This window comes from Glaciecola siphonariae, assembly GCF_042652645.1.
GTDB lineage: Bacteria > Pseudomonadota > Gammaproteobacteria > Enterobacterales > Alteromonadaceae > Glaciecola > Glaciecola siphonariae.
In genome coordinates, this window is the sequence record NZ_JBHSGU010000005.1 from 574414 (window position 1) to 586081 (window position 11668).

Genomic DNA, 11668 nt, shown 5'->3' on the forward strand with positions numbered 1-11668 from the left:
CAAACCCCAAAAAGTGACTATCTTTAAATAACGATCTTTTCGGAGTAAAGACAGACTTGATAGTACTGCCTAAAATTTAACCGACTTGTGGGGCAATAGCAAACTCTTAGACTCAGTTGCCTACTTGCCCGTAAGCGACGCCAGTAGCTCAGCGTGCCTTGCCTGCTGCTTATTGGCCTTTAAAGACTGACCATTGACGATACTCACAAAGTCACTGAGGGCTTGCTCAAAATCGTCATTTACCACTAAATAATCAAACTCTTTGTAGTGCGACATTTCCGATACCGCCTCTTGCATGCGCTTATCAATCACATCGCTTGAGTCTTTACCGCGTCCTATTAGTCTCTCGCGCAGACTTTCAATAGACGGAGGTAAAATAAAGATGCTCACCACATCGGGGTTAACTGCCTTGATTTGTCTTGCACCCTGCCAGTCTATGTCCAAAAACACATCAATACCCTGACTGAGTTTATCGCTAATGGCCTCTTTTGATGTCCCGTAATAATTGCCGAACACCTTTGCATACTCATAAAATGCATCTTGCTCTATTAACGCCTCAAAATCTTCTATGCTTGTAAAGTGGTAGTGTTTTGCGTTTACTTCGCCCTCTCGCGGAGCACGTGTGGTGTGCGACACCGACAGTTGCGCCGGGTTGCTGAGTTTATTTTGCGCGGAGTATTCGAGCAGAGCGGCAATCAGACTCGATTTGCCTGCACCCGACGGAGCAGCAACAATAAAAAGATTGCCTAAAGCTTGGTTTATCATGACGTATGCACGCTATCAGTTAGTCTTGAATTCTTTGGGTATGATAGCATATAGCGAGTGTCTTAAAACATAAGGAAAAATATGAGTCAGGAACAATTGCAAGGCGTTATTCAAGAGCCAAAAGGTGAACACAAAGCGAGCATAATCTGGCTACACGGCTTAGGAGATTCGGGCAATGGTTTTGCACCAATCGCACCAGAGCTCAAGTTACCCGACAGTCTGGGCGTTAAGTTTATTTTTCCGCACGCGCCCATTCGGCCGGTCACCATTAATAACGGCATGGAAATGCGAGCGTGGTACGACATCAAATCAATGGATATGGAAAGCCGAGCGGATGTTGCCGGTGTAATCGAGTCATCTAACTTGGTAAAAGCGCTAGTTGAAGCGGAGATTGAAGCGGGCATCGCGCCCAATAAAATATGTTTAGTTGGCTTTTCTCAAGGCGGCGTTATCGCCCTTCATTTAGGCACTCGTTTTGATAAGCCGCTTGCAGGTATTGTCGCCCTATCAACATACATGAGTGCAGCACACACGCTAAGTGCAGAAAAACACGAAGCCAATCAGCACACGCCTATTTTGTTTTGCCATGGTCAACAAGACGAAGTCGTACCGCTGTTTTTGGGTCGAAGCGCGTATCAAACCTTGAAAGAAAACAGTTACACGGTAGATTGGAAAGAATACATCATGCAGCACAATGTTTGCCTACCCGAAATTAACGATATATCAAAATTTTTGCAGAAGCAGCTTGCGTAGCGCTTAATTAATAAATTCGTAAATATTGGTTAACCTAGTTGGCGCTTTTCGTTATGATTTGCGCCACTTATCTGTTTGACCTCGGAATGCCAATGTCTCAATGCGCTCGCATCATCAAAATCGCTACACGCAAAAGTGCTCTTGCAATGTGGCAAGCGAACTACGTTAAAGCCAAACTTGAACAATATCATCCAAACGTAAGCGTGATGTTGGTGCCAATGTCAACACAGGGCGACCGCATCCTCGACACCCCCCTAGCAAAAATCGGCGGAAAGGGTTTATTCATAAAAGAATTGGAAATTGCTATGCAGCAAGGTATTGCTGACTTAGCGGTACATTCTATGAAAGACGTACCCGTGCAGTTTCCAGAGGAATTTGGCCTGCACGCTATTTGTCCGCGCGAGAACCCATACGATGCCTTTGTATCTAATCACTATAAAAATATTGAAGACTTACCCGAGGGCGCAGTATTGGGCACCTCTAGCCTTCGTCGTCAGTCTCAAATTCGCGCCCTGCGCCCTGATTTGGTGATAAAAGACCTCCGCGGTAATGTGAATACCCGCCTTGGCAAACTCGATGCTGGCGAATATGACGCCATTATCCTGGCCGCCGCGGGCTTAATTCGCCTTGATATGGCTGAGCGTATCGCACAAGAAATATCACCCGACATATCATTACCGGCGGTTGGTCAGGGCGCGGTAGGCATCGAATGCAGAAATGACGACGACGAACTCATTGCACTGCTAGCCCCGCTAAATGATGCTGAAACCTCCTGGCGAGTTAAAGCCGAGCGAGCCATGAATGCGCGCTTAGAAGGTGGTTGTCAGGTGCCTATAGGCAGCTTTGCGCAACTAAAAGGTGAAACAATCCATCTGCGCGGTTTAGTTGCCAAACCAGACGGCAGTACTATCTTATATGCCAGTGCCGAGGGCGATATTGACGACGTTGAACAAATTGGTATTGAGGTCGCCGAGGCGCTGCTTGCACAAGGCGCACAAGATATTTTGTCTGCCCTGCACCACGAATAAACGAAGCGCTTAGATGTTTTTAGTATTACGGCCTCAAGCAAAAGCAGATGCAAGCTGTGAGGCGCTCAAAAACGCCGGCTTTGAGAGCTTTGCGTTGCCGGCGGTGCATATCAACATCTTGAGCACGCAATTTAATCGTCCTAGGCGCATCAGCGCACAGCGCAATTCTCAGCAACGCAATTCTCAGCAACAAACTTCGCTCAAGGCCAGCATTGATGAGTTGGCCAATACACATGCCAATACGCCAATAAATACACAGCTAAATACACATAAGTACGACGTAATTATCGTTACTAGTACATACACAGAGGCATTTCTACAGCAGCGTCTTGCAAATATCGCTAATGAAAAAACACATTTTTTATGTGTGGGTAAAACAAGCGCCGCAATGATAAGTAAGTGCTTACAGAAGATTAATCTGACCGCCAAAACAAGTGTCGCTCAGCCTGAAAATTCAGAGGGTATCTTGGCCATATTGACAGCGATAAATGTTACGCATAAGTCTTGCGCATTAGTGAAAGGCAAGGGAGGGCGCAAGCTTATTGAGGATTATTTAGCGCAAAAAAGCGACTACACAGATATCTTTGAAGTTTACGAGCGCGTCACCTCACTTCGCCCTCAAGACATTAATGACGTTGAGCGCTTGCCAATTAAGTGTATTATTGTGACAAGCGTAGATATTGCTGAGCAGTTATTAACGCATTTTTCTGCGCTTTGGCTAAAAGCGCGCATTTTTATGGTAGCCAGCCAGCGTATTTATGACTATCTTTTAGCTGAGGGCATGACACATATTGTGCTTGCCGACGGGGCATCTTCTTCTGCTATCGTCGCATGTGCAAAACACTTACATCAATCGGGAGTCTTGGATGACAAAGGCGAATGAATCAAAATCGGTAGCGACAGCTTCAACCACCAAAAATATTGAAGACGGCGTGGTGATCGATTCGCAAAAGTCTGATTCGAATGAAGGCACATCTAACAATTCTTCGAGCTATCAGGCAAAAAAGCATAGCTCATCTAGTAAGGATTCCGACACACAGAAAAAGCATGGCCGTAAGGCACTTTGGTTCTTTATTCTACTGAACTTTTTATTCATATTACTAATGGCTGCAGCGGGCTATTGGTATTACTTAAATGAGCAGAACACACAAAGCGCCCTCGACGACAAGTTTGTACCTCTAAATAACGCTATCGCTAGCAGTCAAAGAGCGTTAGACGAGCTGCGAGCACGCATTGAACAAAACACCCAAGAGCTTGAAAGCAGCGCTCAGTCAAACGACAACCTGCTTGCCCAAATGCTGGCAAATAATGAAGCGCTTAAGGCAGTTGAAAGGCAAGTATCTGAAGTATCAGGACGACGTCCCTCAGACTGGTTACTAGCTGAGGCGAATTATTTAGTCAATATGGCTGGTCGTAAGTTATATCTTGAACAAGACCTTCGTACGTCAATGACCTTACTGCGCGAGGCTGACGCGCGTTTACAAGACTTAAATGACCCGTCTTTACTGCCTATCCGCGCGTTGATTGCGTCAGATATACAGGCCCTAAGTCAGGTTAATCCTGTGTCGACAACGTCAATAGCGCTTGCTATTTCTGGACTGCTACCGCAGGTTTCTCAGCTACCTCTAGAGAATTTAAAGCTGCCAGAAGCCGCTGTTGAAGAGGATGCCGAGCTATCTAATGACATAGCCGACTGGCAAGACAATTTAAAACGCACTTGGCGTGCGATTGTAGGTGACTTCATTAGCATCAAGCGCGTTGAACAACCTTTGTCGCCGTATTTATCTGAACGCCAGCAGTGGCTCATTGAACAGCAACTCAAACATGCCCTTACTCAGGCAAAAAGTGCTGCACTAGATGAACAATACACCCTTTATCAAACTGCGCTTCAGCAGGCTATGGCGCTCATAATTGAGCACTATAAGATTGACGAAAATGAAGTTAACCAGTTTATGAATGCCCTGCAGCAGCTACAGAGCACTAATTTTGAGCGCGACTTTCCAAAACAGCTGAGTAGCGTAGAAGCCTTAAAAGACGCTATTGAAAGGCGAATGGAGCGTCAATTCAACAACCGGGATGACGTTTTATGATTAAACTGATTATTCTGCTGGTTGTTCTCTTTTTCGCCTTAATGTTCGGTCATACGCTGGTCGGTCAAGAGGGGATGGTGATAATTGCACTGCCCGACACCGTAATAGAGCTGTCTATCATCAGCGCAATGATTGTGGCATTTTTCACCATAGTGGGATTTTGGATCCTGACTTATTTTGTAAAACGTGTCATTCGTTTGCTCATTGGTTCGCGTACTTGGTTAGGTAGCTTTTCAAATCGCCAGCAAAACAAGGCCTTTCATGAAGCACTTCAAGCGTATTTAACTGGCGATTTTACGCAGGCAACCGCGCAGCTTAAAAAAAGCTTTGGCGGTGATTTTTCTGGCAGTAACTATATGTTGGCGGCTGATATTGATGCGCGAGTAAACGAAGGAAAAAATGTAGAGGCTTTATTGGCAAAGGCGCAGGTTGACTCATCCACAAGCGCCGCTGCTTTGTTGAAACAGGCCCAGCTAGCGCTAATAGACCAACAGCCACAAAAAGCCATTGAAGCACTCGATCAGCTCTCTGAAAAGCAGCGCAAACAGCCTACTGCTGTGCAGTTGAGGCTCCAAACCCTGGCTAAACTAGAGCGTTGGGCTGAATTAAAAGACGTCGCCTATGCCAATAAAAAAGCCATGCTTGACGATCATTTGGTGTGGACGCAAAGGGCAACTCACGGCGAATTTGCTGAAATTGCCAGCAAACAAGGCGCCAATGCCTTAAAAGAAAAATGGCAGAATTTGTCTCGTTCAGCCCGCAAAGATGTAGGCAACCAAGCTTGTTACATTCAGCTTTTACTCGACCAAGGCCTATCAAATGATGCTGAAACTGCCCTTGTGGAGTTTGCTAAAAAACAGGAGCATGAGGCCTATTGGGGCTTGTTTAAACAACTCGAACACGGCTCTCCAGCAAAAGCCATACGGTTCATTGAACATAAAATAAAACAACAGCCAGAGCGAGCGGTTTTATATTCGGTGTTAGCCCACTTAGCTTATAACAGTGCCGATTATAGCTTGGCCAAACGCGCCATTAACAAGGCCATTGAGCTTGAGCGCAGCGCGGCTGACCTATTGCTGCTTGCAGATATCTTGGAAAAAGAGCAGTCTTTTGAGCAGGCTAACCAGCTTTATAAATCTTTGGTTAATGCCCGTTAAGCTTTGCAAAATTTGAGCATTTATCAATGAGTATAGCGGCGCAAGGCCGCTATACTTTTATTTGCACATGTAATATAAAGTCGAAGCGCTTCTCAAGCGTTTGCAGCTTGCTTATTGAGGCTTCATCTAGCACGTGGTCTTGTGGCAAGATAAGGATGTCTTTGTCGTTAAACAAGGACTCTTTCAGCACCATACCTGGTTTTAAGTCGCTTGTTCTTAAGCCATCTGAGGGCCCGGTATCAACCTGCTTGCTGGTGACTTTTATGAGAGCATCTACCACTTCTCTGCTGTAGCGCAAACCAACAAAATTATTAATTTTCTGCGCGGCGGTCTTAGCATCTGATTTTTCTTGCTCTATTAAGCCCGCTTGGTAACGGAAATAGTCTCGCGCCACCGACAATATTTTTGCACCAATGGGAATTTCGTCTTCTTGGATATGACGCGGATAGCCCTTTCCGTTTACAAATTCAAACTGGTTAGAGACGATGTCGGCCACCGATTGCAATGCTTGGGAGGGCGACAATATCAATAGCGCCTGACTACCCTGATTCATATACTTGTCTTGTTGATTCGGGTTAAGTTCGCTAAAAGGCGTGTTGTGCACCTTAGCGTCGGCGTCTAACATACCAATCTGATGGATAAGCCCAGCATACGCGATGTCGCTAATGAGCTTTTTCTCTAGGCCCAACTGCACAGCTATCTTTTCTGCCAGTTGCCCCACCCTTTTGCCAAGGCCGCCGTTAATGCTAGGCAGCGTGCTAATCATGTTGTAGACCACTTTTCGGGTTGACTGAGCGCTCTGCTCGGCGCGATTTAAAGCCGCTTTTATCTGTAAGGTGCGCTGCTCTACTCTGGCCTCCAGCGACTGATTCACTTCTTTTAATTTTTGATTTTGCAAAGTAAGTTTATGCTGCAATTCGTCACGCTGAGCATGCAGTTTAAAACGCTCAATGCCCTGATCTACGGCGGCAATCATGTCTTCATTATCCCACGGCTTTTGCATAAAGCGATGCACTTTGCCTTGATTGACCGCCGATAAGGTTGTTTTAACGTCTGCATAGCCCGACAGTACAATACGATATGTTTCCGGGTAAAGCGTCGCCACTTGCTGTAAAAAATCGGCCCCGCTCATTTTCGGCATTTTCATATCCGATACCACAACGTGCACTTCTTGTTGTTTCATAAAGGCAAGCGCTTTATGGCCATCATCTGCGAGCACTAGCTTGTATCGTTCGCCGTGAAACACGCGTTTCATTGCGCGCAAAATGCTGCTCTCATCGTCGATAAACAATATCGTATGTTTTTCAGCCATTACAAGGTTTCCTCTAAACAAGGTTGAAATTCAAGCGGAAGAGAAATGGTAAAAATAGTGCCTTTACCCAATTTACTGCTCACGGCCAAATCACCGCCATGCTCTTTAATGATGTCAAACGATATAGACAAACCAAGCCCTGTACCCTCGCCCTCTGGCTTGGTCGTAAAAAAGGGGTCAAAGATGCGTTTGATGTTTTCTTCTGGGATACCGCTTCCGGTATCTGCTATCGTGATTTTAATTGTGTCTTTATGCTGGGCGGACTTAACTATTACTTTACCTTGCTCACTTATGGCCTGTGCCGCGTTTACAATCAAATTGGTCAATACCTGATTAATTTTACCCACATTGATACAAACCTCTGGCAGGTCGCCTAAAATTACCTGTATTGCACCTCGGCTTTCAATCTGCTTTTTAGCCATCTTCACTGTAGTTTCAATGCATCGGTTTACATTAAACAACTGCTTTCGGTCGGAGTCCACGCGAGAAAATACCGTCATGTTTTGCACAATCTCGATGACGCGGGCTAAGCCTTCTTTAATGTCTTTGAGCAGTTCACCGGCATCTTCTGATATAAAGGCAAAGTCTTCTTGTTCACACAATCGACTTAAGTCTTCTAGCCTTTCAGCTTTGTCTTGGCTTGGGCCGTCTTGCAAAACCTGACTCACTACCTCATATAGCTCAATAAAATGCGATGTGTATCGGTCGAGCGACCCAATATTACTTTTGATAAAGCCAATCGGGTTATTAATTTCATGGGCAAGGCCAGCTGCTAACTGCCCCATTGAGGCCATTTTTTCAGTTTGCACTAGCTGCTGCTGCGCTAGTTTTAGCTCGTCAAAGGTTGTTTGTAGTTCGCTGTTTTTATGTGCCAACTGCTCGGTGCGGCGCTCAACAAGCTCCTCGAGTTTTGCATTGAAGCTTTTCAACTCATCTTGATACAGAAGCGTTTGCTGATTTTGCGCTTCGAGTTTTTCGGTCAGTGTATTAAACGCCTTTGCCACATCGGCAATTTCGTCATTGCTGTCTATATCGATTTGCGCACTCGAAAAGTCACCGGTTTTTAACGAACTCTGAATGTCTTGAGACGCTCTTTTTAACTTGTACAAGCGATTGGTTAAGTAGCTACCTAAAAACCAAGAGAACATGCCTACCAGCAGCATTTCAGTAACTGCGATACTCAAAGTCCAGTTGGTAATGCTCGCTAAGCTTTTTTGTAGCTCGTTGATGCTAATGCCTACCTCAACCGCGCCATAAATTTCGTCCCCCTCAGCAATTAAGGCTGAGCTGTCATATACCCCATCGCTAACTTGAGACAATTCATAATCTTCAATAAAAGGCTCTTCGAGCAGGGCCTGATTGCCCTTTTGAGCAAATACGTTCCCGTCTCTGTCGAGCACTCTTGCGTATGCAATGTCAGGATTTTTCAGTACTTCGTTTAAAAATGCGTCAAGCGAGGCCAAATCAAAAGACAACACCGCGTCTTTACTCATGGTGGCAAACAAGGTAGAGGTGGTGGCCGCGCGCTTTTGCAAGTTGTCGTTTAGGGTCGCGGTAAAAAAGCGCGTTGCCACAACAATAAGAAGCAACAATAATGCGCCCTCAATGAATGCGGTACCCAGAATTGTTTTACTGCGAAGACTGAGTGCTGGCATCGATGTTTAGGTCTCTAATCATGTCCCAGTCAGCATCTAGGGCAGGGCCAAAGGGCTTGGCAAATCCAATGGCACCGAGCAATTGGGCGTCTTGAATTAACATCAACTCGCGCATAATTATTTGCACAATGTCTGCAGGCATGGCCGAACTTACCGCAACCGCGTGGGGTGTATAACCTTCACTTTTCCAAAGCACGCGAATGTGGTCTTTTACCTGTACTGGACTGGCGTCTAGCGTTCTCACAATACCACCGCCGGCCTCGAAAAAGCCTTTCGACACGTTCAGATACACTGAATCGTGAGACTTAACGTAAACCGGAGTAAAATCTATGCCCTGTTTTCGCAAACTCGCCTGAGGAATGAGGGCTGCAGCAAATGCAAGCGGCGCTGGGAAGGCCATTTTCGTTCCGTTTAATTGCTCAAGACTGGTAATAGACGAATCGGCATTAACAACGATAATCCCTTGAATTTGCTTATCGATTTGTTTCGCAATGGCTTTGTAACCGGCTGATGCAGAGAATTGTACGTAATGATAAGGGTTCATGTAGGCAATATCGTAAGCTTTATTTGCAAGGCGTGCTTCAAAGGCTGGTATATTCGGTGCAGTTTCAAACCGAATGTCGATGCCTGTTCTTTCACTCAACTGCGCAATGATGGGACCCCACGTTGCCGCGAGTTTTTTAGCTGACTGCTGAGGCACCACCCCAAAGCTTAAAGTTTGAGGCATACTTTTCGTTTCTGAACGTGTTTCTTGGGCTGATAGAAGCGTACTTGAGAAACTCACGGCGATTAAAACAAGTACGCTGAATCTAAGGCTACGAAAAAGCACGGCTGCTGAGCCTTTTACCGCATCGGTGCATGTAGTGCATGTGTTCATATTTAGTTTCGCTTCAACATGTATATACAACTGATTTAGCTTAATCCGCTATCGCTTTGTGGCAGGATGAGCTATTGGGCGTTTACTTGGCTTCTCTCCAAAGCCTTCGCAAAGTCATTTAACGCAAAGGGCTTTGACAACATCGTCGTATTGCTGCCAACTGCCTTGGCCTTATTTTTAGCATTGCTGTGCTTTTGCTCGCCCTTTTGATCGCCCTTTTCGTCGCCATTGAAAACAATAAAATGAGGCGTGTAATCCATCAACTTTTCAATGTGCTGAGAGATATTTGCAGGTGCCGCCGAGGCCACATCCGCATCTAAAACAATCAGCGATGGCTTGCTCAGTGCAATTTCAAACCCTGCTTCAATACCGCTGGTAAACCATGAGGTATTGAAGTTCGCGTCACGCACCATTCGCTTAACGTGTTTTAACAAGTACTGGTCTTCGGTCACAATTACGCAAAGATGCTCTTGCGCAGGCGCTATTTCAGCGGGAACAGGAATTTTGTTTTGATTTAAAAACAGCAGTAAATCTGATTCGCTTATCCGGTTATTGCCTCGACCCGGTAATTTAAATGCGTTTAGCTTTCCCGCACCAATCCAACGGATGACCGTACGCGAAGTAACGTCACAAATTTTGGCTACTTCACCGCTTGAAAATGTTCTCATAACTTACCGACTACTTGACTGGTATATTTGAAAACACAATAGCAAATTTAGAGAAAATTGACGACATTTGCGACACATACGAAATAATACTTAGGTATGTGATTATAGTCCTAAGCACTTACAAGGGGACACTATCTGATGCGACAACTACCCCAAGGGTACTCTTACATGCCCCTCCATAAGCACCCTTGCACTTCTGCTCATAGAAACCTTTTTTACCTGCCAAGTACCTTGATGATGTTCAGCGCTTGCGCCCACAGTAAGGGTGCCTGAGGGGTGACCAAAAGTCACTTCCTCTCGCGCAGCCCCCCCTGCTGTCAAGTTAACCAGTGTATTTTCGATAGCGGCGGCAGTCCCTATCGCAACCGCGGCTGTACCCATCATGGCGTGGTGGAGTTTGCCCATCGATAGCGCCCTAACGAGAAGGTCTATGTCGCTCGCTGCAATCGATTTTCCGCTTGAGCTTACGTAAGTGGAGGGAGGGGCAACAAAAGCAATCTTTGGTGTATGCTGACGCGCAAGCGCCTCTTCTAGATTAGCAATCAGTCCCATTTTTAGCGCGCCATGAGCGCGAATAGTCTCAAATCTTTGCAGTGCATCAGCGTCATTGTTAATCGCGTCCTGCAATTCAGTGCCGGTGTATCCGATATCTGCCGCATTCAAAAAAATAGTGGGAATACCGGCGTTAATAAAGGTGGCTTTAAACGTGCCTATACCGGGCACCTCTAAGTCATCAACGACGTTGCCGGTGGGCAATACATCACCTTCATCTCCTGAAGGTTCAATAAAATCGATTTTGATTTCAGCGGCTGGAAACGTCACGCCATCTAATTCAAAATCGCCCGTCTCTTGCACAGCGCCCCCACTCATTGGCACATGTGCAATGAGGGTTTTTTGAATATTTTCTTGCCAAATTCTGACTTCACAAATGCCGTCTTGCACCAATCGGTTCGCATCAACAAGGCCATTTTCAATCGCAAATGACCCCACCGCGGCACTCAAATTACCGCAGTTACCACTCCAGTCTATGTGCGGCTTATCAATCGCCACTTGACCGAACAGGTATGTAACATCATGGTCTGCCTTGTCGCTTTTGCTTAAAATAACGGTTTTGCTGGTACTTGAGGTTGCCCCGCCCATGCCGTCAGTGTGCTTGGCATATGGGTCTGGGCTACCTATTACGCGCAGCAGCAATGCATCGCGAGCAGCGCCAGGCTGACGTGCAGACTTAGGCAAATCATCTAGTACAAAAAATACGCCCTTGCTGGTTCCACCTCGAATATAGCTTGCTTTAATTTTTTGTTGGGGAGCGAATGTACTCATAAGTATCCTTATAATCCTTTAGCCACTAATCGTTTTGGTG

Annotated in this window: 11 protein-coding genes; 5 read left to right on the forward strand and 6 right to left on the reverse strand. The window is 45.8% G+C overall.

Going from position 1 to position 11668, the window contains the following annotated elements:
• Positions 1-120: 120 nt before the first annotated feature.
• Entirely contained in the window at positions 121-762 is a 642-nt protein-coding gene (gene gmk, locus ACFO4O_RS13600) for a guanylate kinase (RefSeq protein WP_417398459.1), read from the reverse strand.
• Positions 763-846: 84 nt separating this feature from the next.
• Here gmk and ACFO4O_RS13605 point away from each other — a divergent pair, with 84 nt between their 5' ends.
• The 5 genes from ACFO4O_RS13605 (at position 847) to ACFO4O_RS13625 (ending at position 5793) form a co-directional block, all read left to right on the forward strand.
• A complete protein-coding gene (locus ACFO4O_RS13605; RefSeq protein ID WP_382409416.1) occupies positions 847-1518 on the forward strand; it encodes an alpha/beta hydrolase in 672 nt (223 codons plus the stop codon).
• 92 nt (positions 1519-1610) lie between these two features.
• Positions 1611-2546 (forward strand): hydroxymethylbilane synthase, encoded by a 936-nt coding sequence (gene hemC, locus ACFO4O_RS13610; RefSeq protein WP_382409418.1) that lies wholly within the window; start codon positions 1611-1613, stop codon positions 2544-2546.
• Positions 2547-2559: 13 nt separating this feature from the next.
• On the forward strand, positions 2560-3429 hold the full coding sequence (locus tag ACFO4O_RS13615) for a uroporphyrinogen-III synthase (protein WP_382409420.1): 870 nt from the start codon (positions 2560-2562) through the stop codon (positions 3427-3429).
• Positions 3413-4636 (forward strand): uroporphyrinogen-III C-methyltransferase, encoded by a 1224-nt coding sequence (locus ACFO4O_RS13620; RefSeq protein WP_382409422.1) that lies wholly within the window; start codon positions 3413-3415, stop codon positions 4634-4636. The genes ACFO4O_RS13615 and ACFO4O_RS13620 overlap by 17 nt, the downstream gene beginning before the upstream one ends.
• Positions 4633-5793, forward strand: a complete 1161-nt coding sequence (locus tag ACFO4O_RS13625) for a heme biosynthesis HemY N-terminal domain-containing protein (protein WP_382409424.1) — start codon at positions 4633-4635, stop codon at positions 5791-5793. Before ACFO4O_RS13620 ends, ACFO4O_RS13625 begins: the two co-directional genes overlap by 4 nt.
• Before the next feature lie 49 nt (positions 5794-5842).
• Here ACFO4O_RS13625 and nosR read toward each other — a convergent pair whose 3' ends face one another.
• From nosR to prpF, 5 genes are all read right to left on the reverse strand, one after another.
• Entirely contained in the window at positions 5843-7105 is a 1263-nt protein-coding gene (gene nosR / locus ACFO4O_RS13630) for a response regulator c-di-GMP phosphodiesterase, NosR family (RefSeq protein WP_382409426.1), read from the reverse strand.
• Positions 7105-8760, reverse strand: a complete 1656-nt coding sequence (locus ACFO4O_RS13635) for a sensor histidine kinase (RefSeq protein ID WP_382409428.1) — start codon at positions 8758-8760, stop codon at positions 7105-7107. Before ACFO4O_RS13635 ends, nosR begins: the two co-directional genes overlap by 1 nt.
• On the reverse strand, positions 8735-9637 hold the full coding sequence (locus tag ACFO4O_RS13640) for a phosphate/phosphite/phosphonate ABC transporter substrate-binding protein (RefSeq protein WP_382409430.1): 903 nt from the start codon (positions 9635-9637) through the stop codon (positions 8735-8737). Before ACFO4O_RS13640 ends, ACFO4O_RS13635 begins: the two co-directional genes overlap by 26 nt.
• 71 nt (positions 9638-9708) lie before the next feature.
• Positions 9709-10305 carry a helix-turn-helix domain-containing protein gene (locus ACFO4O_RS13645; RefSeq protein WP_382409432.1) on the reverse strand — a complete coding sequence of 199 codons (597 nt, stop codon included), beginning with the start codon at positions 10303-10305 and terminating at the stop codon, positions 9709-9711.
• A 147-nt stretch (positions 10306-10452) separates the two neighbouring features.
• Positions 10453-11628 (reverse strand): 2-methylaconitate cis-trans isomerase PrpF, encoded by a 1176-nt coding sequence (prpF, locus tag ACFO4O_RS13650; RefSeq protein ID WP_382409434.1) that lies wholly within the window; start codon positions 11626-11628, stop codon positions 10453-10455.
• Positions 11629-11668 lie beyond the last annotated feature (40 nt).

Excerpts from the sequence above, each read along its gene's own strand:
- ACFO4O_RS13605 (WP_382409416.1), top strand. The coding sequence starts at position 847 with ATGAGTCAGGAACAATTGCAAGGCGTTATTCAAGAGCCAAAAGGTGAA.
- hemC (WP_382409418.1), top strand. The coding sequence starts at position 1,611 with ATGTCTCAATGCGCTCGCATCATCAAAATCGCTACACGCAAAAGTGCT.
- ACFO4O_RS13615 (WP_382409420.1), top strand. The coding sequence starts at position 2,560 with ATGTTTTTAGTATTACGGCCTCAAGCAAAAGCAGATGCAAGCTGTGAG.
- ACFO4O_RS13620 (WP_382409422.1), top strand. The coding sequence starts at position 3,413 with ATGACAAAGGCGAATGAATCAAAATCGGTAGCGACAGCTTCAACCACC.
- ACFO4O_RS13625 (WP_382409424.1), top strand. The coding sequence starts at position 4,633 with ATGATTAAACTGATTATTCTGCTGGTTGTTCTCTTTTTCGCCTTAATG.
- nosR (WP_382409426.1), bottom strand. The coding sequence starts at position 7,105 with ATGGCTGAAAAACATACGATATTGTTTATCGACGATGAGAGCAGCATT.
- ACFO4O_RS13635 (WP_382409428.1), bottom strand. The coding sequence starts at position 8,760 with ATGCCAGCACTCAGTCTTCGCAGTAAAACAATTCTGGGTACCGCATTC.
- ACFO4O_RS13640 (WP_382409430.1), bottom strand. The coding sequence starts at position 9,637 with ATGAACACATGCACTACATGCACCGATGCGGTAAAAGGCTCAGCAGCC.
- ACFO4O_RS13645 (WP_382409432.1), bottom strand. The coding sequence starts at position 10,305 with ATGAGAACATTTTCAAGCGGTGAAGTAGCCAAAATTTGTGACGTTACT.
- prpF (WP_382409434.1), bottom strand. The coding sequence starts at position 11,628 with ATGAGTACATTCGCTCCCCAACAAAAAATTAAAGCAAGCTATATTCGA.